Below are 26,896 nucleotides of genomic sequence, written 5' to 3'. Positions count from 1 at the left end.
GTCTTGAAGCGGCCGATTCCCGTCACCCGGGAAGGCCGACAACCTCGGAAAACCAGAATGCGCCTTTCCCGCTATTTCATGCCCATCCTGAAGGAAAACCCCAAGGAAGCGGAGATCGTCTCCCACCGGCTGATGCTGCGCGCCGGCATGATCCGCCAGCAGAGCCAGGGCATCTATTCTTGGCTGCCGCTCGGCAAGCGCGTGCTCGACAAGGTCAACAAGATCATCCGCGAAGAGCAGGACCGTTCCGGCGCCATCGAATTGTCCATGCCGACGCTGCAGTCGGCCGAGCTCTGGCAGGAAAGCGGCCGCTACGAGGATTACGGCAAGGAAATGCTGCGCATCAAGGACCGGCAGGACCGGGCCATGCTCTACGGTCCGACCAACGAGGAAATGATCACCGATATTTTCCGCTCTTCGGTCCGCTCCTATAAAAGCCTGCCGCTCAACCTCTACCATATCCAGCTGAAGTTCCGCGACGAGATCCGCCCCCGCTTCGGCACCATGCGTTCGCGCGAATTCCTGATGAAGGATGCCTATTCCTTCGACCTGACGAAGGAAGACGCGATCCATTCCTACAACAAGATGTTCGCCGCCTATCTGCGCACCTTCGATCGTCTCGGCCTGCGCGCCATTCCCATGCGCGCCGATACCGGCCCGATCGGCGGCAATCACAGCCACGAATTCATCATCCTTGCCGAGACCGGCGAATCGGAAGTATTTTCGCACGAGGATTTTGTCCATTTCGACATTCCCGGCGAAGACACGGATTTCGACGATGTCGCCGGCCTGCAGGCGATCTTCGACAAATGGACCTCGGTCTATGCCGCCACGTCGGAAATGCATGACGAGGCAGCCTTCGGCGCCATTCCCGAAACCGACCGGCTTTCGGCGCGCGGCATCGAGGTCGGCCATATCTTCTATTTCGGCACCAAATATTCCGAGCCCATGGGCGCCAAGGTCCAGGGCCCGGACGGCAAGGAACACCTTGTCCATATGGGTTCCTACGGCATCGGCCCGACCCGCCTTGTTCCCGCCATCATCGAAGCCTCGCATGACGAGAACGGAATCATCTGGCCGGCCTCCGTGGCGCCCTTCGATGTCGTGGTGATCAACATGAAGCCCGGCGACGAGGTCTGCGACCGCCTGTGCGAAAGCCTCTATGCGGGCCTCGGCAAAGCGGGCAAGGACGTGCTTTACGACGACACGGACGAACGCGCCGGCACCAAGTTCGCCACGGCGGACCTGATCGGCGTGCCGGTCCAGGTGATCGTCGGCCCCCGGTCTGCCGCCAATGGCGAGGTCGAGGTCAAGGATCGCAAGACCGGCGAGCGCCAGGTGATGACGTCGGGAGCAGCGCTGAACCGTATCGCCGGCTGATCTGCAGCCTGGCTAAAGGTCCGGCGGGCATATCGGGACGCGGCGCGGAGATTGTTTCCGCCGCTCAAGCATTGTGAGGAAGCGTAGATGGCGAGCATTGCTGCGAATGGTGAGGCCGAAAAGGCGGTGCATTCGCCGTCAGCCGGTCCATTCTCCGCCTTTGAGCGCATGGTCGCCTGGCGCTATCTGCGCTCGCGGCGCAAGGAAGCCTTCATCTCCGTCATCGCCGGCTTTTCCTTTGTCGGCATCATGCTCGGCGTTGCGACCCTGATCATCGTCATGGCGGTGATGAACGGTTTCCGCACCGAGCTCATCTCGCGCATTCTCGGCATCAACGGTCACATGATCGTCCAGCCGATCGACGCGCCGTTCAACGATTATGCCGACGTCACCAAACGCTTTGCCGCTGTGCCGGGCGTCAGGATGGCCCTGCCGCTGGTCGAAGGCCAGACGCTCGCATCCGGCCGCGGCGGCGCCGGTTCCGGCGCGCTGGTGCGCGGCGTGCGGGCCGAGGATCTGGAAAAACTCACCGAAGTCTCCTCCAACATCAAGTCCGGCGATATCGTCGGCTTCGCATCCGGCCAGGGCGTGCTCGTGGGCTCCAGGCTCGCCTCGCAGCTTGGCTTGAGTGCCGGCGACCAGATCACCCTGATCTCGCCGGAAGGCGATGTGACGCCGATGGGCATCAATCCGCGCGTCAAGTCCTATCCCGTCTCGGGCATATTCGAGATCGGCATGTCCGAATATGACGCCACCATCATCTATATGCCGCTCGAGGAGAGCCAGGCCTATTTCAATGCCGATGGTCTCGTGCAGTCGATCGAGCTCTTCATCGACAATCCGGACATGGTCGACGAGCTGCGCCCGAAAGTCGAAGCAGCGGCCGGCCGGCAGATTTTCGTTACCGATTGGCGACAACGCAACCAGACCTTCTTCTCCGCGCTGCAGGTCGAGCGCAATGTGATGTTCATGATCCTGACGCTGATCGTGCTGGTTGCGGCGCTCAACATCATTTCCGGCCTGATCATGCTGGTCAAGGACAAGGGCTCGGACATCGCCATCCTGCGCACCATGGGAGCGGGATCGGGCGCCATCATGCGCATCTTCTTCATGACCGGGGCCGCTATCGGCATTGTCGGCACGCTAGCCGGTGTGGCGCTCGGGGTCATCGTCTGTCTCAATATCGAATCCATCCGCCAGTTCTTCTCCTGGCTGTCCGGGACGGTGCTCTTCAATCCGGAACTTTATTTCCTCAGCGAGCTGCCGGCGGAGATGAGCCTCAGCGAAACGCTGTCGGTCGTCGGCATGGCGCTGGTGCTTTCCTTTATCGCCACCATATTCCCGGCCTGGCGGGCGTCGAAGCTCGATCCCGTTCAGGCTCTCAGATACGAATAGGACTTTGCATCCTTCATGGCACCTAAACCCGTCTTGCAGCTCTCGGGCGTCGAACGTCACTACGGCCAGGGCGAGACCACGCTGTCCATCCTCAAGGGCGCCAATTTCGAGCTGAGAAGCGGCGAAATCGTCGCTCTGGTGGCGCCGTCGGGCACCGGCAAGTCGACGCTTCTGCATCTGGCCGGTCTGCTCGAACATCCCGACGACGGCGAGGTCACGATTGGCGGGCGCGCCTGCAATGGCCTCTCCGACGAGGAGCGGACGGCGATCCGCCGCAGCGATATCGGCTTCGTATATCAATTCCATCATCTTCTGCCGGAATTCACGGCACTTGAAAACATCATGATGCCGCAGCTGATCGGCGGCCTCAGCAAGGCCGATTCGCGCGAGCGGGCAGGGCAGCTTCTCGATTACATGCGCATCGGCCATCGCGGCGAGCACCGTCCTTCGGAGCTTTCCGGCGGCGAACAGCAGCGCGTGGCGATTGCCCGGGCGGTCGCCAACGCACCGCGTCTGCTTCTTGCCGACGAACCGACGGGCAATCTCGATCCGAAGACCGCCTCCTATGTCTTCGATGCGCTGGAGGCGCTGGTGCGTCAGTCCGGCCTGGCGGCCCTGATCGCCACCCACAATCATGAACTTGCCGGCCGCATGGACCGCCGCGTGACGATCGAGGGCGGCAAGATCATCGAGTTTTAAGTTGCTCCTGCCGGCTCGCATTTCTTACCGCAGACACGAGTGAGCGTGCACCCGCCACCGCCCTGCATCTACCTCTGATATTGCTCGGCCGACTGGGTGAGTTTCCTTGCCTCACCCTCCGTCATTCCTGTCCTCGGACTTGATCCGGGGATCTGTCACAGGAATCCAGCAGCGCCGCGTCGGCGGCGCAGGGGCTCTCTCGTCACCGTCACGCATAGGCCATGACGTTTCTCGCCGCGCTGACGGGCGGCGGCCGGATCCCGGCTCAAGGCTGGGATGACGAGGTGGTATAGATGGCGCCGTCGCAGGCGGCATGCCTTTCGGCAACCATTCGCGGGGATGTTTTCGTGCAACAGCGTCAAGCCCATCAATCACTTAGCATAAATTTCATCCCCCTTCATCCCCGTCCTCCAAACCTGTGCCTAGAATATCGGCGTCCCGTTTTCGGATACACCGGCAGGCGTGCCGGCGAGGCGGGGCCGGCGCGGGTCGCGAGGGTTGAGACGCAAAACCTCGCAATCCGGGTCCGCGGAAACTGGCTTCCCTCTGGCAAAGCGGGGGAAGCGGGCGGCCTGGACCGGCCCCCGCTTCCAACTCCCGAAAAGCCGGGCGTGCTTGTGCGGCACACAGGGTGGCGGGACCGCGTCGCAGGCGGTTCGCGGGGCTGTTCGCAGCCTTGCTGTCGGCGGCGCAGGTGGAAGATCCTGGCTAGAGGCAGTCATGGCCTGGCCAGGGTGAGCCTGAGGGCGTGCATGACGCTTTCCTTCAAGGGAAAGGCGCGCCACTGTTCCTGCAAATCCCGTCATCGCAGAGGAGCCGAAGTCGCGGATAAAAACAGCCGAACGGGGCGCTGAAAGGTGCCGCATACCCATTTTACCCGAGGCAGCTTCCAACGCCCCGTCCGAACATTTCACAAAACCGGATCGGTATCCCGAGTCCGGCTAAAGCTGTGGGGCCAGGGTTGGAACAGGGCCATGTGTTAATCTTTCGTTCACGACCCGACGGGGCTCCCATATCCTTCTTGTTCTTCCTATGTTCTGCTGTTGACACCTGTACGAAAATAGAACAAAACAAAAACATACAGGAACAAGGGAGACGAACAATGACTGACCTGCTTCGTGACATTGCCGCATTCGCTTCCATCGCCACCTTTGTCGTCAGCATTTCCATGATTATGCTGGTCATGTGAGGACGGCGCGGCCCGAAACCCGTTGACGGAGAAAATGCAAGCTGGACTCTGAGGCTGCCGCGCCGGAAAATAGCCCGATTCATCAGATGGGTATGGCACGGAAATGGCAGCATCGGCAGACGCGATACAGGGCTCGGATGGATTGGGGAAGGCTCCGCAATTCGTGCACCTGCGCGTCCATTCCGCCTTTTCGCTGCTTGAAGGCGCGCTGCCGCTCAAGAAGATCCTCGCCAAGGCCACGTCGGATAATCAGCCGGCCCTGGCGATTACCGATACCAACAACCTGTTCGTCGCGCTGGAATTTGCCCAGAAGGCGATTGGCGAAGGCCTTCAGCCGATCATCGGCTGCCAGCTGTCCATCGACATGGAAGACCAGGCCGAGGAGCGCCGCAACGGCCAGCCGCATCTCGTCAAGCTGCCGGCCATCGTCATGCTTGCCGCCAATGCCGTGGGCTATGAACGGATGGTCGATCTCGTCAGCCGTGCCTATCTGGGCGGCGAGGGCCAGGGTCCTGTGCATATCCGCCGCTCCTGGCTGGAGGAAGGCGGCACGCAGGGTCTGATCGCGCTTACGGGCTCGGTTGGCGGTCCGGTGGACATGCCGCTCAAGGATGGCAATGCGACGATCGCCGAAGCCCGCCTCCTCAAGCTCAAGCACCTGTTCGGCGATCGGCTTTATGTGGAACTGCAGCGCCACGGCACCTATGACCGCCGCCACGAACAGAAGCTGATCAGCCTCGCCTACGAACACGATCTGCCGCTGGTGGCGACCAACGAGGCCTTCTTTCCGACCAAGGCGGATTACGACGCCCATGACGCCCTGATGGCAGTGGCCCATAACGCCATCGTTTCCGATGACAGCCGCTTCCGCCTGACGCCGGATCATTATCTCAAGAGCCAGGCCGAAATGGCCAAGCTGTTTGCCGATCTGCCGGAAGCGCTGGAGAATACGGTGGAGATCGCCCACCGCTGCTCCTTCGTGCTGAAGACCCGCGATCCGATCCTGCCGCGCTTCACCGGCGCGACCGATGATCCGGGCGAGGCGGAACGGGCTGAGTCGTCCGAACTTCGCCGCCAGTCGATCGAGGGGCTTGAAGTCCGCCTGGCGTCGCTCGGCATGACGCCCGGCTATACGGAGCAGGATTACCGCGACCGGCTGGATTTCGAGCTCGGCGTCATCGAGCGCATGAAGTTTCCCGGCTACTTCCTGATCGTTGCGGACTTCATCAAATGGGCCAAGCAGCAGAACATCCCCGTCGGTCCGGGCCGCGGATCGGGCGCAGGCTCGCTCGTCGCCTATGCGCTCACCATTACCGACGTCGATCCGCTGCGTTTCTCGCTTCTCTTCGAGCGCTTCCTCAATCCCGAACGCGTCTCGATGCCCGACTTCGACATCGACTTCTGCCAGGATCGCCGGGAAGAGGTGATCCGCTATGTGCAGCGGAAATATGGCCGCGAGCAGGTGGCGCAGATCATCACATTCGGATCGCTGCAGGCCCGTGCGGCGCTGCGCGACGTCGGCCGCGTGCTGGAAATGCCCTATGGCCAAGTCGACAAGATCTGCAAGCTCGTGCCCAACAATCCGGCCAATCCGACGCCCTTGTCGAAGGCGATCGCCGAAGATCCGAAATTCCAGGAAGAGGCCGACCGGGAGCCGGTGGTGGCGCGCCTTCTCGATATCGCCCAGAAGATCGAGGGGCTCTACCGCCATGCGTCGACCCACGCGGCCGGCATCGTCATCGGGGACCGGCCCTTGTCGAAGCTGGTGCCCATGTATCGCGATCCGCGCTCGGACATGCCGGTCACCCAGTTCAACATGAAATGGGTGGAGCAGGCCGGTCTTGTGAAATTCGACTTCCTTGGCCTGAAGACGCTGACCGTCCTGAAGACGGCGGTGGATTTCTGCGCCAAGCGCGGCATCGAGATCGATCTGGCGACGATACCGCTCGACGATACCAGGACCTACGAAATGCTGTCGCGCGGCGAAACGGTCGGGGTCTTCCAGGTGGAAAGCGCCGGCATGCGCAAGGCGCTGATCGGCATGCGCCCCGACTGCATCGAGGATATCATCGCGCTGGTGGCGCTCTACCGGCCAGGCCCGATGGAAAACATCCCTACCTACAATGCCAGAAAGCACGGCGAGGAGGAGATCGAATCAATCCATCCGATGATCGACTACCTGCTCAAGGAAACGCAGGGCGTCATCGTCTACCAGGAGCAGGTCATGCAGATCGCTCAGGTCCTGTCCGGCTACTCGCTGGGTGAGGCCGACCTTCTGCGCCGCGCCATGGGCAAGAAGATCAAGGAGGAGATGGACAAGCAGCGGGCCCGCTTCGTGGATGGCGCGGTCAAGAACGGCGTCTCCAAGCCGCAGGCCGATAACATTTTCGACCTGCTCGCCAAGTTTGCGAACTACGGCTTCAACAAGAGCCATGCCGCCGCCTATGCCATCGTCTCCTATCAGACGGCCTATATGAAGGCGCATTATCCGGTGGAATTCCTGGCCGCCTCGATGACCTATGACATGGCCAATAGCGAGAAGCTCAACGACTTCCGCGAAGATGCCGGCCGGCTCGGCATCAAGGTCTTCCCGCCCTCCATCCAAACCTCCTTCCGGCATTTCGAGACCGGCGAAAGCCGCATCTATTACGCCTTGGCGGCGCTGAAAGGCGTCGGGGAATCGGCCGTCGAGCACATTACCGAAGTCCGCGGAGACCGGGAATTTGCCAGCATCGAGGATTTCTGCCTGCGCGTCGATCCCAAGCAGATCAACCGCCGCGTCATGGAAAGCCTGATCGTCGCTGGCGCCTTCGATTGCTTCGGCCGCGACCGCGCCGAACTGATCGGCGGCTTGGACCGTATTCTCGGCTATGCGCAGCGTGCCCAGGAAGAAAAGGTCAGCGGCCAGTCGGATTTCTTCGGGTCGTCGGCGAGCGCCGGGCCGGAAAAGCTCGTCCTGCCGGCCTTCAATCCATGGATGCCGTCGGAAAAGCTGATGCGCGAATACCAGGTTCTCGGCTTCTACCTGTCGGCCCATCCGCTCGATACCTATGGGGATGTGCTGGCCAAGATGCGCGTGCAGACCTTTGCGGATTTCTCCGCCGCCGTGCGCCAGGGCGCAACGGCCGGCCGGCTTGCCGGCACGGTCACCAGCCGGCAGGAGCGCAAGACCCGCACCGGCAACAAGATGGGCATTGTCGCCTTCTCCGATTCCTCCGGCCAGTTCGAAGCCGTGCTCTTCTCGGAAGGGCTCACCCAGTACCGCGATCTTCTCGAGCCGGGAAAATCCTTGGTCATCACCGTCCAGGCGGAAGAGCGGCCGGAAGGTATCGGCCTGCGCATCCAGACGGCTCAGTCGCTGGAAGAGCAATCGGTGCGGATGCAGAAGGCACTGCGCGTCTTCGTGCGCGATTCCGGCCCGATGCGGACCGTGGCAAGGCACCTTAATGCGCGCGGCGATGGTCTCGTTTCCTTTGTCGTCATCAAGGATGACGGTCGTCGCGAGATCGAGGTGGAACTGACGGAGAAATATCGCATATCGCCGGAAATCGCCGCGGCGCTGAAGGCAGCGCCCGGCGTTCTGGATGTGGAACTGGTCTAGCGTTTACGGCTCGGCGCCTCAGTAGAGGCCGACCGAGCGATATTTGGTGACCGATCGCGGCTTGGCCGCGCGGGGCGTCGAAGAAATGGTCTCGATCGTGGCCGGGCCGGGCTGCGAATTGGTGATCGTGATGAAGTCGGTGCCGGCACCGGTATCCTGGCCAATGCCCTGGTCGTTGATGCTGATCGAGCTGCCGTCGTTCAATGCGGTTTCGATCCGCTCGCGAATATCGGCCGAAACCTCGATGCGATCGAGGGCCGCCTTGGCCGAATCCGACACGCCCGGCTGATCCGCGACCGTGATCCCGAGCCGCTGCATGGTCTTCGGATTAAGGGCATTCGGCAAGGTCAGCGCGTGCCATTCCGCAGTTTCGGCCTGGCGATCGACCTTGTTCACCGTCAGCAGATGGGTCCCGAGCGCAAGCTCCGGATTGCGGATGCCGACCGCAGCTTCGAACAGGGGCTGAAATTCCTGCCGCACCATGATCTGGCCGGCCGGCGGCTTCGGCTTGTCGGCCGCCTGATACAGCGCCTCGATGAAGTCGCCGCTGATCAGCGGCCCCTTGGTCGACAGGTTTTTCCAGCGCTTAAAGCCGGCAATGGCTTCGCGTGTCATCGGTCCGGCAAAGCCGTCGGATCCGCCTGTCTCGAAGCCCAGCTCCTCGAGCAGCAGCTGCGCATCCCTCAAGGTTTCCCGTTCACCACGGCGGGTGATGAGAATGCGCAACGGCGCCACATCCTTGGCGGCTTCGGCCCTTGGAGGCGCGGTGGTCGTCGCCGGCGCGGAGTCATGGGTGACGGCCGGATTGCCCGGCACGATATTCATTGCCACCTCGACCGGCTTGCGGCCGGCAGTGATCGAGGAGGTTCTGAGATCCGCATCCGAAAGCATCGGACCGGATGGCAGCGGCTTGCGCGGCTGGAAAAGCGCCACATCGTCGATCCGTTGCGGAACGACAGGCTCATCCGTGACGATCACATGCGCGCCCTGCTCGGTCATCTGGTAAAGCGTTTTGGCAAAGGTGCTCGGCATGCGGATGCAGCCGTGCGAAGCGGGGTAATTCGGCACGACGCCTTCATGCAACGCGATGCCCGACCAAGTCAGCCTCTGCATCCACGGCATGGGCGCATTCGAGTAGATGTTGGATTCGTGGTATTTTTCCTTGCCGAGGATCGAGAAGATACCGCTCGGCGTCGTGTGGCCAGCCTTGCCGCTGGAGACTTTCGAGGTCGCGACGACCTGTTCGCCATCATAAACGACAAGCGCCTGCTTGTCTTTCGAAACGATGATCTGCAGTGATCGGGCGCCTTCGGCGAAAGCCCCGTGCGACAGCATGGTCGCAGACAAAAATCCCAATCCGAACACCAGGCGACGCAACATACGGGACCTCATACGCAATACAATCGGTGCATATTGAACGATGAGGTTTAAGGAAGATTTGCCATGGTGCGAATCGAGTTAGCGTGATGGCGGCTGTACATCACGTTTCATTGATCACGGCGCCGATTCCCGAACGTGTAGCCGGTCTCGACGGCAGCCTTGCCGAACTTGTCGCGCAGCCTGTCCATGGCCGCTTCCGCCGCCGCCCGGCGCCCCGCCTGGACATCGACGAGATCCGGTGGATCGGCGAGCGCCGGAGGGCAAAGATCCGTAACTCCGATGCCGAGCAGCCGGAATTTGGTGCCATCCGTTTCGCGCTCCAGCAGCCCCAGCCCTGTGCGGAAAATACGGTCCGCGAGTTGGGTCGGATCTTCCAGGCGGCGATTGCGGGTGCGGCTTTTAAAATCGGCGGTCTTCATCTTGAGCACCACCGTCTGGCCCGCCACGCTCTGCTTCTTCAGGCGTGCCGAAACCTTTCCCGAAAGCCGCCGCAGAATCGGAACCAGATCCTCGTAGCGGGCGATATCATCGAAGAACGTAGTTTCCGCCGACACGCTCTTCGCCGCATCGTTGATATGCACTTCCCGCTCGTCCATGCCGCGGGAAAGCCGGTAGAGCCTCTGGCCCATGGAGCCATAACGGCGCATCAGGTCGCCTTCGTCCATGGTCTGCAACTGACCGACCGTGCGGATGCCGTCCGCTTCCAGCGTCGCGTTGAAGGCCCGACCGACGCCCCAGATGGTGGTGACCGGCCGCGGCGCCAGAAAGGCTAGCGCCTCTTCGCGGCCGATGACCGAAAAGCCTCTCGGCTTGGCGAGATCGGATGCAACCTTGGCCAAAAACTTGCAATAGGAAAGGCCGACCGAAATGCTGATGCCAATCTCGTCTTCGACGCGCTTTGAAAACCGCGCCAGGATCCGCGCCGGAGGGTCGTGATGCAGGCGCTGCGTGCCTGCAAGCTCCAGAAAGGCTTCGTCTATCGACAGGGGCTGCACGAGCGGGGTCAGGTCCTGCATCATGATGCGGACCTGCCGGCCGACGGACGCATATTTCTCCATGTTCGGCGCGATGACGACGGCGTCCGGGCAAAGCTCCAGCGCCTTGAACATCGGCATGGCAGACCGCACGCCGTTGATGCGGGCAATATAGCAGGCGGTGGACACCACGCCGCGCTTGCCACCGCCGATGATCACCGGCTTGTCAACAAGCTCCGGATTGTCCCGCTTTTCGATCGTCGCGTAAAAGGCATCGCAATCAATATGGGCCAGCGTCAAATCATAGAGTTCCTTGTGACGGAGCAGCCGAGGGCTGCCGCAGGCCCGGCAACGGCGCGCCTCCGCCTTCTGCTCGATCAGGCAGTCGCGGCAAAAGAAGGGGACTGGCGGAGTTGCGGAAGTCATGGCCGGAACAAAAGTTGAACGAACCGACACTAGGCTTTAGGCTGGCGAGTCTCTAGAGAGAACCTTCAGACGGGGGGTGAGCCTCCACAATGTCATCCATCCGCTGCCGGTTATGAAGGCTTATTGTTGGATATGGGCGTGGATCAGCTCTGCCGCATGTTGCCAGTCCCTGGCACGAACGACCTCTTTGCCCGGCTTGGGCGCGAGCAAATGGAGCGGCGAGTCCGGCATCATATGGATGAGCAGGCAGTCAGGGACATGGTCACGCACGGATTGAAGATTGTGCACCATATCGTCGATGAAGACGCAAGGGAGCGAAGCGTGGCTGCGCAGTCGCTGCATGATCGGCCCCTTGGCTTCTTCGCTGGCAACCAGAGGGAAGGGCAGCTCAAGGCGGTCCAGCAGCCTGCGCCTGCGATCTCGAAAGCGCGGCGGCATGGCCGTGAGGAATACGACATCGGCGTCGACGGACAGGTCGCAGAGCGTCCGGACCACGAGATCAAAGGGGGTTTGATGAGTTTCCTGAGCCTCGAAGAAGGCATGGATCAGCCGGCGGACATCGGCCGGTTCAATAGCGATCTGGGTATCGATCGAGACGATATTGCCGGTCAGCCGGAAGGAACGCGGCAGGAGTTCATGTCCCTGACCCCGCAGAAAATCCTGGAACGGTGCGGCGAATTGCAAAACGACATCGTCGATATCGCAGACGATCAGCGGCTTGCCGGACAGGCGCACATGCGACAGATCGACGATCTCGGTCATTCAATATTCGCCCGAATCAAGTCCTGGTTTGGAATAATGCCGCCATGCCGCAGCAACCGCTTCCGGCTTGGTTCCCGTCGCATCGCAGAAGGCGAGCAGCGTCGGCTCATGCCCCATCAGGAAGTCGATCATGCCGGCCAGGAATTGCGGATCGTTCACGGCGCTCCGCAGCTGTTGCGGCTGCAATCCTGACAAAGACAGGAAGCGCCCCAGCATGTCCGGCTCGCCTGCCAGCCATCCTAGAATGGCCGCAGCGGTTTCCTCCGACTGGGCTTCTTGCCCTGCCGCGCCATATGCATCACGAGCCATTTCTATGAAATTACCTCTTTTTCAACCAAATCGCCTTACCGTGCTGCAATGCAGTTCTTCGGATTCGGCCTTCCGACGAACTTATATGCTGAAAGCGCACATGCAAGTTGCGATGTAAGGAACGGATCTCCATGCCCAAGCGGGTCATGATTGTCGAAGACAACGAGCTGAACATGAAGCTCTTCCGCGATCTGATCGAGGCGTCGGGATACGAAACGATCCAGACGCGCAACGGCATGGAAGCCCTTGATCTGGCTCGAAAATATCGCCCCGATCTGATCCTCATGGACATTCAGCTACCGGAAGTTTCCGGCCTGGAAGTGACCAAGTGGCTGAAGGAGGACGATGAACTGCACGTCATTCCGGTGATCGCCGTTACCGCCTTCGCCATGAAGGGTGACGAGGAACGTATCCGCCAGGGCGGCTGCGAAGCCTATGTTTCCAAGCCGATTTCCGTGCCGAAGTTCATCGAGACGATCAAGACCTATCTCGGTGACGCGTAAGGATCGAAGCCATGACAGCACGCATCCTGGTGGTCGATGACATTCCTGCAAACCTGAAACTGCTCGAAGTTCGGCTTCTGGCGGAATATTTCGACGTGCTGACGGCCGACGACGGCTACAAGGCGCTGTCCATCTGCGACAGCACCCATGTGGATGTCATCCTTCTCGACATCATGATGCCAGGCATGGACGGGTTCGAAGTCTGCGAGCGCTTGAAGTCCAATCCGAAAACCTCCCATATTCCCGTGGTCATGGTAACCGCCCTCGACCAACCGTCCGACCGCGTGCGCGGACTGAAGGCCGGCGCTGACGACTTCCTGACCAAGCCGGTTAACGATCTGCAGCTCATCTCCAGAGTGAAAAGCCTGGTGCGGCTGAAGACCCTCAGCGACGAGCTGCGCATCCGCGCCGACACGGCGCAGAACCTAGCGCTCGAGGACATTCTGAAGGGCATGGACGGGCGGGAGGAGGCGGGTCACGTTCTCCTGGTGGACAGCCGGGCGAGCTCACAGGAGCGGATCGTTCGGGCGTTGAAGCCGGTTGCCAATGTCACGGCCATGTCGGATCCGCAGGCGGCCCTGTTTGAAGCGGCCGAAAATCCCTTCGATCTCGTCATCGTCAACGCCAACCTCGACAATTACGATCCGCTACGGCTTTGTTCACAGCTACGCTCGCTGGAGCGGACGCGTTTTCTGCCGCTGCTGTTGATTACCGAGCTCGGTGCCGACGAGATCATCGTCCGCGCGCTCGATCTCGGCGTCAACGACTATATTGTCCGTCCGATCGATCCAAACGAGCTGGTGGCCCGCACGCTCACCCAGATCAAGCGCAAGCGCTACAACGACCGCCTGCGCACCAGCGTGCGCCAGACGATTGAGCTGGCAGTGACCGACAGCCTCACCGGCCTTCATAACCGCCGCTATCTGGACAATCATCTAAAGGTGCTCTTCAACCGGGCTGCTGCCAGGTCGCGCGCTCTTTCGGTCTGCATTACCGACATCGACCGCTTCAAGTCGGTCAACGATACCTATGGCCATGACGCAGGCGACGAAGTGCTGCGGGAATTTGCCGCGCGAATCCGCTCCACCGTTAGGGGCGCCGATCTTGCCTGCCGCTACGGCGGCGAAGAGTTCGTGGTGGTGATGCCGGACACGGACGCGGCTGCCGCAGCGTCGATTGCCGAGAGACTGCGCGATATCATCGAGCGGAGCCCGTTTCACTTGAAGAGCACCGGCACTGCGATCAACATCACTGCATCACTCGGCATAGCCTGCAACTCTACCGGAGCGGAGACTCCCGATCAATTGCTGAAGCAGGCCGACCGGGCCCTCTACGAGGCCAAGAATGCCGGACGCAACCGGGTGGTTGCCGCTGCCGCGTAAGCAGAATCGTCTGACAGAACTTGCCGCTATCGCCTCGGCATATGGTCTTTAGAGGCTCGGAAACGCTTGGATATCGGCAATTGCCCGGCGCCGGCACCAATTATGCACCGATAAAAAGCGGGGTTATTAGTCTGTGCCGACGCCAGTCGTGGCGAACTACTGACATGGGACTTCCGGACGCACCGCATGTAACCGTTCTTTGAGCAGGAGCACTTATCAGAAGACTTGCGTGTATCTACGATTACCAGCTCTTGTCCCAAAGTCGCGGCAAGACGTGCAAAGCCACTATGCTTGTAGGTCGGCGCCCGACCGCTGAACATCTCCTGCCGACGATAAAAAAGATCTGAGGAAAACTTCAGATTGTTCATCGATCTTAATAGAAAAACCGGGCTGGCGGCATGGATTTTAACCAATAAAAGAGAACAGCGGCTCTCCTTATTAGGAATCTGTTGATTTTCCTGCTGCATTAGGCAATTTTGGCGCCAACCACAACAAGTCCCGCAAGGGCACCGATACCCCATGATGCTCAGGTCCGCCGCATCTCCTGGGTCGTGGGGTCGGTCGACTGGCAGGCATACCAAAGCGGTTCCTCGTGCCGTGATTGCTGGCTGGTCGACCCCCGTTCGAAGCGCCGTTGCCCTTGGCAGCGGCGCTTTTTCGTTGTGCTTGTGGGGGAGGCGCAGGTTCGGCGGACGGCACAAAAGGAAAAGGCGCCGGCCTTAACGACCCGCGCCCTGCAAACAGCCAAGCATCAAGAATTACTTGATCTTGGTTTCCTTGAACTCGACATGCTTCTTAGCAACCGGGTCATACTTGGTCTTGGTCATCTTGTCCGTCATCGTGCGGCTGTTCTTCGTGGTGACGTAGAAGAAACCCGTATCAGCCGTCGACAGCAGCTTGATCTTGATGGTCGTAGCTTTTGCCATGGTGTTCTGCCTTTAAGAAAAATGAAGCCGCGGACGCGCTCGGTCCACGGCGAAATCTGGCGCGAAATTACAAATCGCGCCCGAAAAGTCAACTGTGTTTTGGGCCAAAAACAAAACGTCCAATCGAAACGGCCACATAGAGGGCAAAGAAAAACGCCAGCGCCCATGCAAATCCGTCATTGCCAGTCAAATCGATGGCCGCGCCTATGCCCTGCGGCCCGGCAACGGTTCCGATCGCGTAGCAGAAGACGAAGGCCGCATTGGCCGCCGCGAGGTCGGAACCGGTGAGTCGGGAGCCGAGATGCGCCAGCCCGACTGTATAAAGGCCGGAAACGCAGCCTCCCCAGAAGAACAGCACGACCGCCATCAGCAGCCAGTTCTCGACGAGAAAGGGAATAGCGAGCGCGCCGATCAATCCGGTCACTGCCATGGCAGTCAGCAGCGGGCGCCGGTCCCGCAGCTTGTCGGAATAGATGCCGATCGGGATCTGGCAGGCCATGTTGCCGAAGCCCATCACCGTCAGCAGAAGTGCGGCCTGTGCTTCGGAAAAGCCCGACCGGCTTGCATAGATCGGAAACAGCGACAGTCCACCGGCCTCGACGGCTCCGAAAACGAAGACCGCAACCGTGGCCGTCGGCACAAGAAAGATGTAGCGCAGGAAATGCCGCTGCGGCTTTTCATCGAGAACCGGGCTCTCGTCGCGGGCAATATAGATCGGGATGGCTGCAACGAGGATCGCCGCGGCGCCAACGAGAAAAGGCAGAATGCCTTCGCTGCCGATTGCCGAAAAGATCAACGGGCCGATGGCGAAGCCGACCGAAAGCACGGTGGCATAGATGCCCAGCACCAGACCGCGGCGCCGGGGAGGGGCTGCCGCATTGATCCAGAATTCCGACAGGATGAAGAGCGTGGTAATGCCGCCGTGGAAAACCACGCGCAGCGGAAACCACATCCAGAAGGCCGGCGCATAATAGAAGCCCAGCGCCGAGACGGCCGATACGACTACAGCCCAAAGCATGGTGGGAGCGACGCCGAAGCGATGGGCGAGTTTGGTGGTGATGGGCGCAGCGGCCATTGCGGCAATGCCGGCCATGGCCGAGTTCAGCCCGATCAAGGTCGAGGAGATGCCGCGCTTTTCGAGGATGATGCTGAGCAGCGGCAAACCGAGGCCGATGGCGATGCCGACGGCACTGATGGCGGAAATGGCGGCGAAAAGCGACGGCCAGTGAATTTCCTCGGGATGCCCGTTGGCGTCAAGCGTCGGCTGGGACATCGAAAAACCTTACAGTCGGCTGCGGACGAAACGTCCATGACGCATGGAATAACAGGACACAGGGGTCCCGAACGGCAGAGATGGGTCGCTTATGAGCAGGGTCTTCACGTCTTCCAACACAGTCTGGGTGATGCGGGGGAGTTTCAGACCCGAAACGACGCGCATGTCAAGCCATTGCAGGTCCTGAAGTTCTGCCGAATCCTGCAGGGCAGCAAGATCCAGGGCCGTTTCATCGGCGAAGGCAAGGAAAAACCGGGTGTCGTAGCGCCGGATATGACCGGGCGGCGTTATGGCGCGCGCGCGCGCCACATAGCGGAGCTTTGCCAGGTCTGCGCGGCCGGTAGAAAAGCCGATGCCGGTTTCTTCTGCGAGTTCCCGCAGCGCCGCAAGAGCCAGTGCGCGAGCCCGCGCAGCATTCGTGCCGGCAGGCGCGTCGGCGAGGAGCTTGTCAAGAACAAGCGGATGAAGGTCCGACGCAAAGGGCAGGGCGTGGTCGCGCGGGTCGCGACGACCGCCCGGAAAAACGTAGACATCCGGCATGAAGACATGGCCGCTGCCGCGCCGTCCGACGAGGACCTGGCTGTAACCGTGGGAGCGGTCGATGAGGAGAAGTGCCGCCGCATCTTGCGGCCTCACGCCCGCGACATGCACCTTCGCCGCCGCGTCGAGAGCGGTCGGCGCAATGTCCTCGCCGATCGCAATCATGCAAGCGGTCCACCCCGGCCGGGATCGGTCGCTTCGTCGTCGTGGTCTCCGAAACCGTGCATCCTATAGGCCCATTGCAGCCCGATCACACCGCCCTTGATGGGCTGGATGGTCAAAAGCGCCGCCAACACCGCAAGCGGTGCCCAAATGGCAAGATGGATCCATGAAGACATGTCGAACATCAAAGCGCTCGACACATAACCTGCCATCAGCACATGTCCGACCACGAAGATGACGAGATAGGCAGGCAGATCGTCGGCGCGGTGGTGATGGATCTCCTCGCCGCAGACGGCGCATTGATCGACCGGCTTCAGGAAGGCGCGGAACAGCTTGCCGGTTCCGCAGGATGGACAGCGGCCAAGCATGCCGCGCTTGATCGAACGGCCTAAGGGCCGCTCAGCCTGTTGCTGGCCGCCAAATTGTGAGGGCTGGTGGCTTTGCGCGTCCATGCTTATCTCCCTCGGCCGCGCGGCGGCCGCGTGCCGGGCTTGCCGCGCCCGGTTGAGCGGTCGCGGCGTCCGGATTTGTGGAAGGAGCGGGTTCCGGCCGGCAGTTTCTTGCCTTCGCTCAGCATCTCGAAGCGGAGTGCGCCGGCAAGCGGAATGGCTTCCACCAGGCGCACCTCGACCGTGTCGCCGATCTGGTAACCGAGCCCGGTTTTTTCGCCGGTAAGCGCCTGATGCGCCTCGTCATAGATGAAGTAGTCGTTGCCGAGAGTCGAGATCGGAATGAAGCCGTCGGCTGCATAAGTGGGGAGCGAAACAAAGAGCCCGGCCTTGGTCACTCCGGACACCCGCCCGTCGAAATCTTCGCCGATCCGGGCGCTCAGGTGGTGGGCGACCAGGCGGTTGACCGTATCGCGCTCCGCGGCCATGGCGCGACGCTCGAAGGTGGAGATTTCGGCGGCGATGTCCTCGAGCTGCGCCTCCTCGTCCGGGGTGATGCCGCCTTCGCCGAGGCCCAGCGAGCCGACGAGCGCCCGGTGGACGATCAGATCCGCATAGCGACGGATCGGCGAGGTGAAATGGGCATATCTCATCAGGTTGAGGCCGAAATGGCCGATATTGTCCGGGCTGTAGATGGCCTGGCTCTGGGACCGCAGCACCATTTCGTTGACCATGACCTGGTGCGGCGTATCCTCTGCCTTGGCAAGAATGCCGTTGAATGAATTCGCCCGCATCTGGCCGCCCTTGGCCATGGGAATGCCCAGCGTCGCCAAGAACTCGCGCAGGGTTTCCTGCTTGGCGAGCGAGGGCGTGTCGTGGACCCGGTAGATGAGCGGCTGGCGCTTTTTTTCCAGTGTTTCAGCGGCGGCCACATTGGCCTGGATCATCATTTCTTCGATGAGCTTGTGAGCATCTAGGCGCTCCGGCACGAAGACGCGGTCCACAGTGCCGTCGGGCTTGAGCACGATCTTGCGCTCCGGCATGTCGAGCTCGAGCGGCTGGCGCCGTTCGCGGCCACGCTTCAGGATGCCATAGGCATGCCAGAGCGGCTTGAGGATCGGGTCGAGCAGTGGGCCGGCCTTGTCATCCGGCCTGCCGTCTATGGCGGCCTGCGCCTGCTGGTAGGAAAGCTTTGCCGCACTCTTCATCATGACGCGGTGGAATGTATGGCTCGCCTTGCGGCCTTCCTTCGAAAACACCATGCGAACCGCAAGCGCCGGGCGGTCCTCCCCTTCGCGCAGCGAGCAGAGATCGTTGGAAATCCGCTCCGGCAGCATGGGCACGACGCGGTCGGGAAAATAAACCGAATTGCCCCGTTTCAGCGCTTCGCGATCGAGCGGCGACTTCGGCCGGATGTACCAGGAGACGTCGGCAATGGCGACGGTAACGATAACGCCCTCCGGATTGTCTGGCGAAGGGTCCATTTCGGCATAGACAGCGTCGTCGTGGTCCTTCGCATCGGCCGGATCGATGGTGATGAGTGGTACGTCGCGCCAGTCCTCGCGCTGCGACATGCTAGCCGGCGCCGCCGCCTCGGCGGCGTCCAGAACCGCCTGCGGAAAGATGTGCGGAATGCCATGCGCATAAATGGCGATCATCGAGATCGCCTTTTCGGATGCGACCGAGCCGATCACCGACAGAACGCGCGCACGCTGCAGGCCGTATCGGCCGGAGCGAACGATCTCCGTTTCCACCAGATCGCCGTCCTTGGCCTCGCCGATGTCCTCGGCTTCGATGACCATTTCCTCGCCGCGCCGCTCGATCGGCAGGAGGCGCAGTTCACCGTCCGCGAGCTTCCTGACGACGCCGAGCGAGGAATTCTGCCGTCGGTCGATCACCTTGATGACGCGGGCGGTATAGGCGGGGCCGGACCTGTCCTTGTTGGCAAAGATCTTGGCGAGCACGCGGTCGTTCAGCCCGGCTGCCGGCGCCTTGCCCTTGCCGCGGTCCTGCGACGACTGGCGTATCAGAACGGCGGGAGCCGCACCGGCGTCCTCCGGCCATTCAGCCGGGCGACCGATCAGGTCTCCCTCCTTGTCGCGGGTGGTGATGTCGAGCACGGTGACCGGCGGCAATGCGCCGGGACGGGTGAGGGACTTGCGGCTCTTCTTCAGAAGACCTTCGTCTTCAAGCGCACGCAGGACATCCTTCAGCTCGACCCGAGTCTCGCCCTTCAGGCCGAAAGCCTTGGCGATCTCACGCTTGGAGGCACGATCCGGATTATCCGCAATGAATTCGAGCAGCACGTCGCGGGGCGGGATAGCCCCGTGGATGATCACCGGCTTGTCGGCAGAGCCGGATCCGTCTTTGCCTTCGTTTCTTGTGTTTAAGCGTCTGCCCGGAGTTCTTGATCTATCGCGCGGTTCTCTCACGTGCCTGTCTTCTTCTCCTTGGGAGCGGTCTTTTTGGCCGTGGAACTAGCCTTCGCCGGTGCCTTTGCTGCGGCCTTGGCCGGAGCCTTGGCTTTCGCAGGCGCCTTGGCCTTGGGAGCCGCCGCCGTCTTGTCGCTGCTGCTCTTGGCGGCGGCTTTCTTTGGCTTGGCCTTGCCGGAAGACGCCTTGCCGCCCTTTTCAACAATAAGCGCGAGGGCTTGTTCCATCGTCACTTGCTGTGGATCCATAGCCTTGGGCAGGGTGGCGTTGATCTTGCCCCAGTTCACATAGGGCCCGTATTTGCCGTCGCGCACGGTGATCGAGCCACCATCGGGATGGGCGCCGAGATCCTTCAATGCCGCGGGCGTGCCACGTCCGCCACCGGGACCCTTGCTCTGCTTTTCCGCAAGCACGGTCACAGCGCGGTTGAGGCCGATCGAGAATACGTCCTCTATCGTCTCCAGGTTGGCATAGGAGCCATCGTGAAGCAGGAATGGCCCGTAGCGGCCAAGCCCGGCCGAGATCATCTTGCCGCTTTCCGGATGCTTGCCGACATCGCGCGGCAAGTTGATCAGCGCCAGTGCCTTTTCATGGTCGATGTCCTCCACCTTCCAGCCCTTCGGCAGCGAGGAGCGCTTCGCTTCCTTGCCTTCGCCGCGCTGGACATAGGGGCCGAATCGGCCTGAACGCACGGTCAGTTGCTCGCCCGTATGCGGATCGGCGCCGAGCTCCTTCGGCTCGTTCAGGCCGGAAGCTTCCGCCTCCGCACCGCCCTCCGACGAGAGTTGCCGGGTGAAGTTACAATCGGGATAATTGGAGCAGCCAACGAAGGCGCCGTACTTGCCCAATTTGAGGGACAGGTTGCCGGTGCCGCAAACCTGACAGATGCGCGGATCGCTGCCGTCTTCCCGCTTAGGAAACACGAGCGGCGCCAGTGCCTCGTTCAGGGCATCCAGCACGTTGGTGACTCGCAATTCCTTTGTGTCTTCGATCTGCCCGAAGAAATCCTGCCAGAACTCGCGAAGCACCTGCTTCCAGTCCAGTTCGCCGGCGGAAATCCGGTCGAGCTTTTCTTCGAGATCGGCCGTGAAATCATATTCCACGTACTTTGTGAAGAAGCTCTCGAGAAAGGCGGTGACCAACCGTCCCTTGGCCTGCGGCACGAGCCTACGCTTGTCGACAGTCACGTAATCGCGGTCGCTCAGCGTTTTCAGCGTAGCGGCATAGGTGGAAGGGCGACCGATGCCGAGCTCTTCCATCTTCTTGATCAGCGACGCTTCCGAATAGCGTGGTGGCGGTTCGGTAAAATGCTGGCTCGCGTCGACTTTCCGCTTGTCCAGTTTTTCGCGCGCGTTGATCTCGGGAAGGCGGCCATCCTCATCGTCGTCGTCGCGTTTTTCGCCTTCCTCGCGCTGGTCCACATAGGCGCCGAGGAAGCCGTCGAAGCGGACAACCGAGCCAACTGCACGCAAGCCCGCTTTTTCACCCTTGTTGTCAGCGAGAATCTCGACCGTCGTCCGCTCGATTTCCGCCGAGGCCATTTGGCTGGCTATGCCGCGCTTCCAGATCAGCTCGTAAAGCCGGACCTGATCCGCATCGAGATAACGGCGAACCTGGTCGGGCGTGCGGTTGAAGTCCGTCGGGCGGATCGCTTCGTGCGCTTCCTGGGCGTTCTTTGCCTTGGTGGAATAGAAGCGGGGCTTTTCCGGAAGGTAGCGGTTGCCGAACTGGTCGACGATGGCGGCGCGCGCAGCCTCGATCGCTTCCGGCGCCATCTGTACGCCGTCGGTTCGCATATAGGTAATAAGACCGACGGTTTCCCCACCGATATCGACGCCTTCGTACAGCTTCTGCGCCACCTGCATAGTGCGCGACGCATTGAAGCCCAGATTGGAAGAGGCCGCCTGCTGCAAGGTGGAGGTAGTGAAGGGCGGCCCGGGATTGCGCTTAACCGGTTTTGCTTCGACGGTATCGACCGCATAGGCCGCACCCTCGAGCAGTGTCTTCAGACGGGTGGCGTCTTCGCCATTCTTGACCGACCGCGCCTGCAGGCGCTTGCCATCGGCCGATACCAGCCGCGCTTCGAACTCATCGCCACGCGGTGTGCGAAGCAGGGCGGAGAGGTTCCAGTATTCTTCCGAAACGAAGCGTTCGATTTCCGATTCGCGGTCGCAGACCAGCCGCAGCGCCACCGACTGTACGCGGCCGGCCGAGCGGGCGCCCGGCAGCTTGCGCCACAACACCGGCGAGAGGTTGAACCCGACCAGATAGTCGAGCGCACGGCGGGCGAGATAGGCATCCACGAGCGGCACGTCGATATCGCGCGGATTGGCCATTGCATCGAGCACGGCCTTTTTGGTGATCGCGTTGAAGACGACGCGCTTGACCGGCTTGTCGCCGATCAGCTTCTTCTTCTTCAACAAATCCAGCACGTGCCAGGAAATCGCTTCACCTTCGCGATCCGGGTCGGTCGCGAGGAACAGGCCGTCCGAGCCCTTCAGGGCGTCGGCGATATCCTTCATGCGCTTTTGGGAGGCGCTATCGACTTCCCACAACATTTCGAAGTCCTGGTCGGGCAGTACGGAACCATCCTTGGCCGGAAGATCGCGCACATGGCCAAACGAGGCGAGAACCTTGTAGCCAGAGCCGAGATACTTATTGATCGTCTTGGCTTTGGCTGGAGATTCTACAACGACAACATTCATCTTGCTTCTCTGCAATAGAGGCTTTGCTCCGAAACAAGCAGTTCGGGAGCAGAAATCTTGACCTCCCGACATGGAGGCCGTTTGACCCGCGGTCAAGAGGCCACGTCAAATTAGCGCCGCAACGGCATGCAACTTGAAGATTAGGCATAATCAGTTGCAATCTGTGATAAAGGAGATATTGTCACTTTTATGGTTGAAAGTGAATTAATATGGACTTCTGTATCCCTCTTTTGACAGGAACGTAAAATGGGCCCGTTGAGCGACACGAAGCCGCGCCGCGAGGAAGCTACAAAGGAAAATATTGCCTACATCCGCCAGATGCTTGCAGAGCTCCGCCAAGTCGCTGTGGGAGAGGGGGCTGACATGCTGTGTTATCTGATCGAGATGGCTTATGTGGAAGCGGGTGACGTTCAGACCGGCCGCCGGCCCCGATCAGTCTTCCATCGCGAGCGAGACAAGCCCACCGGCATGCCGGTGTAGTCTGCCGGCCAAATCGAGTTCCAGGAGGACGAGATAAACAGTGGCGGCAGGCAAGCCCGTGTGTCGCAGGATATCGTCGACATCCACGGGCGTCGGTCCAAGGGCCGACACGATCACAGCACGGTCATCATCGTCCGGCGGCAGGATGTCGCTACCCAGCCTTTCCGGCTCCTCGACGACCTGATCCCCGAAGAGCTCGAGTTGCGAAAGCGGCGCGAGCGCCTCAATGACATCGGCCGATCCGGTGGTGACGATGGCGCCTTGCTTCAAGAGACCGTTGGTGCCGTGGCAGCGCGGGTCGAGCGGCGAACCGGGAACGGCAAAAACAAGACGACCAAAGTCGGTGGCGAGCCGAGCGGTAATAAGAGAGCCCGATCGCTCCGCGGCTTCGACGACGACCACGCCGAGGGAAACGCCGGCAATAAGGCGATTGCGCCGCGGAAAGTCGCGCGCCCGCGGCTCCCACCCGAATGGCATTTCGCTGACGGCCAGACCGGTGCCGTCGGTGATCTCCTTGAGGAGCGGAATGTTTTCGGGCGGGTAGGGCTGGTCGAGGCCGCCTGCCAGGACGGCGATCGTGCCCGTGTCGAGACTGGCCCGATGCGCGGCGGTGTCGATGCCGCGGGCAAGGCCGGAGGTGATCGTGTAGCCGGCGCGACCGCCGTCGCGGGCAATCATGGCTGCGAACTTGGCCCCGGAAATCGAGGCATTGCGCGAGCCGACGATGCCGATGGAAGGACGGGTGGCCGCTACGAGGTCGCCTTTTGCCGCAAGCAGCGGCGGCGCGCCGTCGATCTGCCGCAAGGCGGGCGGGTAGTCCGGCTCGCCGATGCCGATGAAGCGGGCGCCATGCCGCTCGGCTGCCTCCAGTTCGCGTTCCGCTTCCTGCACCGTTGCAATTCGGATGGTGCGCGATGCGCCCCCGCGCCGGGAAAGTTCCGGCAGCATGGCCAGCGCGTTTTCCGCCGAACCGCAGTGATTGATGAGATCTCGAAAGGTGGCGGGGCCGACATTGTCGGAACGGATCAGCCTCAGCCAGGCGATCCTTTGCCTCTCGGTCAGCGCAATTCCTGCTCGCCTTGCGCTGCCCTCCGGCATTCAGTCCCCCGGTCTATCCCTTTTGGCCGATCCTGCTTTCGGTGCCGGCGATCAGCCGCCTGATGTTGGCCTCGTGCTTCCACCAGGAGATCATGGTCATGACCGCCATAACCAGCGCGATCTTCGGCTCACCTAAGAACCACAGCACAACCGGGATGACAAGGGTTGCAACCAGGGCGGAGAGCGAGGAATATTTGCTGATCTTGGCGACGCCGAGCCAGATTGCAGCAAAGACCAGCACCATCCAGGGGGCGACGCCAAGAAGGGTGCCGATATAGGTGGCGACACCCTTGCCGCCCTTGAAGCCGAGCCACACCGGATAAAGATGGCCGAGGAAGGCAGCAAAACCCGCAAGCAGTCCAGCGTCCGGCCCAAACGCATACCAGCCGATCAGCGCTGCTGCGGTTGCCTTCAAGGCATCCAGCAGCAAGGTGGCCGCGGCCAGCTTCTTGTTGCCGGTCCTCAAGACATTGGTGGCGCCGATATTGCCCGAGCCGATCGAGCGGATATCACCAAGGCCTGCCGATCGGGTGAGGATCAGGCCGAAGGGGATCGATCCCAACAGATAACCGAAGACGATTGCCCCCAGGGCGATCGGCAGTGTGATCTGCCAGCTGAAAAGCTCATCCACGTGGCGCCCCCTCTGGAAGTGAAAACACGCATTGGCCTGCAACATAGGTCGCAACGGCGCGACCGGAGAAGCGGGCATCTTCGAACGGCGTGTTCTTTGAGCGGGAGACAATCATATCCTTGGAAACGATCCAAGGCTCATCGAGATCAATGAGCGTGATATCCGCCTTGGCGCCGGGCTTCAGCGTGCCGGCTTCGAGACCGAAGATCTCGGCCGGCCGGGTCGATATGGCGTCGATCAGGCGCATCAGCGGCACCCGACCGCTATGGTGAAGACGCAGCGCCGCGGCCAGCATGGTTTCCAGTCCAATTGCACCATCCTCCGCGTCGCCGAATGGCAGCCGCTTTGTATCGACGTCCTGCGGGTCGTGCGAGGATACGATGATATCGATGGTGCCGTCGGCCAGCGCATCCGCCATGGCGATCCGGTCCTCTTCCGAGCGAAGCGGCGGCGACAGCTTGAAGAAGGTTCGGTATTCGCCGATGTCGTTTTCGTTGAGCGACAGATGGTTGATCGAAACCCCGCATGTGGCCCTGGCGCCGCGGCGCCGAGCAAGGCGGATGGCTTCAGCCGAATCGACCACAGAAATCTGCGCCGCATGATATTTGGCGCCCGTTAGTGCGGCGATCCGCAGGTCACGCTCCAGCGGGATGATTTCCGCCTCTCTTGGAACGCCGGACAGGCCGAGCCAGCTGGCAAACAGGCCCTCGTTCATCACCCCGTTGCCGAGATAGTTCTCGCGCGGTTCGAGCGACACGACCGCGTCGAACTCGCGCGCATAGGTCATGGCGCGACGCAGCAGCAGCGTGTCGGATAGGCCGCGGCGACCATTGGTGAAGGCAACCGCGCCGGATCGCTGCAGTAAGCCGATTTCGGTCATCTCCTTGCCGGCAAGCCCTTTGGTCAGGGCCGCGGCGGGATGGACGTTGACCACCGCCTTGTCGCGGGCCGTCTTCTGGACGAATTCGATCAAGGCGATGTCGTCGAGGACCGGATCGGTGTCGGGCATCATGATAAAGGAGGTGATGCCGCCGGCTGCCGCAGCGCGGCTCGCCGATTCGATGGTTTCGCGGTGTTCGCCGCCCGGCTCGCCCACATGAACGCGCGCATCGACCAGGCCCGGCGTGGCAACGAGACCGGAACAATCTTTAACAATTGCGCCTTCCGGAGCGCCCTGGTTCTGGGCGCCGCTGCCGGCGGCAAGGATCCGCCCGTCAGCGCCGATGACGATGGTGCCGATCTCGTCGAGATTGCGCGACGGATCGATGATGCGCAGGTTCTGGAGGACGGTCGGGTTGGTCGCATTCATGCGCGCTCTCCCTGGTTCTGCGAGACCAGCAGCGTTTCCATGACCGCCATGCGCACAGCCACACCCATTTCCACCTGTTGTTCGATCACGCTTTGCGGCCCATCCGCGACCTCCGAGGCAATCTCGACACCGCGGTTCATCGGGCCCGGATGCATGACGAGCGCGTCTTCCTTGGCCGCTTTCAGCTTTTCCGCATCGAGGCCGTAGAAGCTGAAATATTCCCGCACGGAGGGGACGAAGGCGCCGGCCATGCGCTCGCGCTGCAGGCGCAGCATCATCACCACATCGGCGTCGTTCAAACCTTCCTCCATCGAGTGAAAGACCTCGACACCCATGTCCCGGATGCCGGAGGGCAGCAATGTGGAAGGTGCCACGACGCGCACCCGCGCACCCATGGCATTGAGAAGCAGTATATTGGAGCGGGCGACGCGCGAATGTAGAACGTCGCCGCAGATGGCGACGATAATGCGCGACAACTTGCCCTTGGCGCGGCGGATGGTGAGGGCGTCGAGAAGGGCCTGGGTCGGATGCTCGTGCTGGCCGTCGCCGGCATTGACCACCGAGCAGGCAACCTTCTGCGCGAGCAGGGCTGCGGCACCGGCCGAGGAATGACGCAGCACCAGCACGTCCGGCCGCATGGCATTAAGCGTCATCGCCGTGTCGATCAGCGTCTCGCCTTTTTTGACAGAGGAATTGCCGACCGACATGTTCATGACGTCGGCGCCGAGCCGTTTGCCTGCCAGTTCGAACGAGGACTGGGTGCGGGTCGAGGCCTCAAAGAACAGGTTGATTTGGGTGAGGCCACGCAGCGTAGAGGTCTTCTTTTCGCGCTGCCGGGAAATCTTCACGGCCTCGTCGGCCTTGTCGAGAAGGTAGGAAATATCCTGTTCGGTAAGGCCCTTGATGCCGAGAAGGTGGCGGTGGGGGAAGAAGACCATAAGTCGCGTCTCC

The 26,896-nt window shown here is 61.4% G+C and carries 21 protein-coding genes; 7 read left to right on the top strand and 14 right to left on the bottom strand.

Translation table 11 applies throughout. The features are described from left to right. Positions 1-57: 57 nt before the first annotated feature. The 4 genes from proS to dnaE all read left to right on the top strand — a co-directional run bounded on the left by proS (position 58) and on the right by dnaE (position 8,264). Positions 58-1,380 carry a proline--tRNA ligase gene (gene proS, locus E2F50_RS08610; RefSeq protein ID WP_133315730.1) on the top strand — a complete coding sequence of 441 codons (1,323 nt, stop codon included), beginning with the start codon at positions 58-60 and terminating at the stop codon, positions 1,378-1,380. Positions 1,381-1,467: 87 nt separating this feature from the next. Beyond that, a complete protein-coding gene (locus E2F50_RS08605) occupies positions 1,468-2,775 on the top strand; it encodes a lipoprotein-releasing ABC transporter permease subunit (RefSeq protein ID WP_133315729.1) in 1,308 nt (435 codons plus the stop codon). 15 nt (positions 2,776-2,790) lie between these two features. After that, positions 2,791-3,474, top strand: coding sequence for an ABC transporter ATP-binding protein (locus E2F50_RS08600; RefSeq protein ID WP_133315728.1), 684 nt, complete (start codon positions 2,791-2,793; stop codon positions 3,472-3,474). A 1,292-nt stretch (positions 3,475-4,766) separates the two neighbouring features. Beyond that, a complete protein-coding gene (gene dnaE / locus E2F50_RS08595; protein WP_133315727.1) occupies positions 4,767-8,264 on the top strand; it encodes a DNA polymerase III subunit alpha in 3,498 nt (1,165 codons plus the stop codon). A gap of 18 nt (positions 8,265-8,282) precedes the next feature. Here dnaE and E2F50_RS08590 read toward each other — a convergent pair whose 3' ends face one another. The 4 genes from E2F50_RS08590 to E2F50_RS08575 form a co-directional block, all read right to left on the bottom strand. Further along, positions 8,283-9,644, bottom strand: a complete 1,362-nt coding sequence (locus E2F50_RS08590; protein WP_133315726.1) for a L,D-transpeptidase family protein — start codon at positions 9,642-9,644, stop codon at positions 8,283-8,285. 107 nt (positions 9,645-9,751) lie between these two features. After that, on the bottom strand, positions 9,752-11,044 hold the full coding sequence (locus E2F50_RS08585; RefSeq protein ID WP_133315725.1) for a DNA polymerase IV: 1,293 nt from the start codon (positions 11,042-11,044) through the stop codon (positions 9,752-9,754). Between the two features lie 120 nt (positions 11,045-11,164). Next, positions 11,165-11,806 carry a hypothetical protein gene (locus tag E2F50_RS08580; protein WP_133315724.1) on the bottom strand — a complete coding sequence of 214 codons (642 nt, stop codon included), beginning with the start codon at positions 11,804-11,806 and terminating at the stop codon, positions 11,165-11,167. Beyond that, positions 11,807-12,115, bottom strand: a complete 309-nt coding sequence (locus E2F50_RS08575) for a DUF3572 domain-containing protein (RefSeq protein ID WP_133315723.1) — start codon at positions 12,113-12,115, stop codon at positions 11,807-11,809. It abuts the gene before it with no gap. A 131-nt stretch (positions 12,116-12,246) separates the two neighbouring features. Here E2F50_RS08575 and E2F50_RS08570 point away from each other — a divergent pair, with 131 nt between their 5' ends. Next, a complete protein-coding gene (locus tag E2F50_RS08570) occupies positions 12,247-12,618 on the top strand; it encodes a response regulator (protein WP_133315722.1) in 372 nt (123 codons plus the stop codon). An 11-nt stretch (positions 12,619-12,629) separates the two neighbouring features. Further along, on the top strand, positions 12,630-14,000 hold the full coding sequence (locus E2F50_RS08565; RefSeq protein WP_133315721.1) for a PleD family two-component system response regulator: 1,371 nt from the start codon (positions 12,630-12,632) through the stop codon (positions 13,998-14,000). 758 nt (positions 14,001-14,758) lie between these two features. On the opposite strand, the gene rpmG is transcribed toward E2F50_RS08565, so the two are convergent. The 6 genes from rpmG to topA all read right to left on the bottom strand — a co-directional run bounded on the left by rpmG (position 14,759) and on the right by topA (position 22,427). Then, positions 14,759-14,926, bottom strand: a complete 168-nt coding sequence (rpmG, locus tag E2F50_RS08560; RefSeq protein WP_003547442.1) for a 50S ribosomal protein L33 — start codon at positions 14,924-14,926, stop codon at positions 14,759-14,761. A gap of 88 nt (positions 14,927-15,014) precedes the next feature. Next, the gene (locus E2F50_RS08555; RefSeq protein ID WP_133315720.1) at positions 15,015-16,199 is read right to left on the bottom strand and encodes an MFS transporter; all 1,185 of its coding nucleotides are present in this window, start codon (positions 16,197-16,199) and stop codon (positions 15,015-15,017) included. A gap of 9 nt (positions 16,200-16,208) precedes the next feature. Further along, entirely contained in the window at positions 16,209-16,835 is a 627-nt protein-coding gene (locus tag E2F50_RS08550) for an NUDIX domain-containing protein (protein WP_161974103.1), read from the bottom strand. A gap of 65 nt (positions 16,836-16,900) precedes the next feature. Then, complete coding sequence (locus tag E2F50_RS08545; protein ID WP_133315718.1) at positions 16,901-17,353, bottom strand: DUF983 domain-containing protein; 453 nt, start codon at positions 17,351-17,353, stop codon at positions 16,901-16,903. Positions 17,354-17,355: 2 nt separating this feature from the next. Continuing rightward, a complete protein-coding gene (rnr, locus tag E2F50_RS08540) occupies positions 17,356-19,722 on the bottom strand; it encodes a ribonuclease R (protein ID WP_133315717.1) in 2,367 nt (788 codons plus the stop codon). After that, on the bottom strand, positions 19,719-22,427 hold the full coding sequence (gene topA / locus E2F50_RS08535) for a type I DNA topoisomerase (RefSeq protein WP_133315716.1): 2,709 nt from the start codon (positions 22,425-22,427) through the stop codon (positions 19,719-19,721). Before topA ends, rnr begins: the two co-directional genes overlap by 4 nt. Before the next feature lie 246 nt (positions 22,428-22,673). Here topA and E2F50_RS08530 point away from each other — a divergent pair, with 246 nt between their 5' ends. Continuing rightward, on the top strand, positions 22,674-22,907 hold the full coding sequence (locus E2F50_RS08530; protein WP_133315715.1) for a hypothetical protein: 234 nt from the start codon (positions 22,674-22,676) through the stop codon (positions 22,905-22,907). Here E2F50_RS08530 and dprA read toward each other — a convergent pair. The 4 genes from dprA to E2F50_RS08510 are packed head-to-tail and all read right to left on the bottom strand — an operon-like array spanning position 22,860 to position 26,883. Further along, positions 22,860-24,005 (bottom strand): DNA-processing protein DprA, encoded by a 1,146-nt coding sequence (dprA, locus tag E2F50_RS08525; protein WP_133315714.1) that lies wholly within the window; start codon positions 24,003-24,005, stop codon positions 22,860-22,862. The two genes, E2F50_RS08530 and dprA, sit on opposite strands and share 48 nt — an antisense overlap. 13 nt (positions 24,006-24,018) lie before the next feature. Then, positions 24,019-24,681 (bottom strand): glycerol-3-phosphate 1-O-acyltransferase PlsY, encoded by a 663-nt coding sequence (gene plsY, locus E2F50_RS08520; protein ID WP_133315713.1) that lies wholly within the window; start codon positions 24,679-24,681, stop codon positions 24,019-24,021. Next, positions 24,629-25,945: a dihydroorotase gene (locus tag E2F50_RS08515; protein WP_133315712.1), complete on the bottom strand. Its 1,317-nt coding sequence runs from the start codon at positions 25,943-25,945 to the stop codon at positions 24,629-24,631. Before E2F50_RS08515 ends, plsY begins: the two co-directional genes overlap by 53 nt. Further along, positions 25,942-26,883 carry an aspartate carbamoyltransferase catalytic subunit gene (locus E2F50_RS08510; RefSeq protein WP_133315711.1) on the bottom strand — a complete coding sequence of 314 codons (942 nt, stop codon included), beginning with the start codon at positions 26,881-26,883 and terminating at the stop codon, positions 25,942-25,944. Before E2F50_RS08510 ends, E2F50_RS08515 begins: the two co-directional genes overlap by 4 nt. Positions 26,884-26,896: the final 13 nt, after the last annotated feature.

Source organism: Rhizobium deserti (assembly GCF_004358025.1).
Classification (GTDB): Bacteria; Pseudomonadota; Alphaproteobacteria; order Rhizobiales; family Rhizobiaceae; genus Neorhizobium; species Neorhizobium deserti.
Note: the sequence above shows the minus strand (reverse complement) of the source record. Positions and strands in the feature narration are given on the sequence as shown.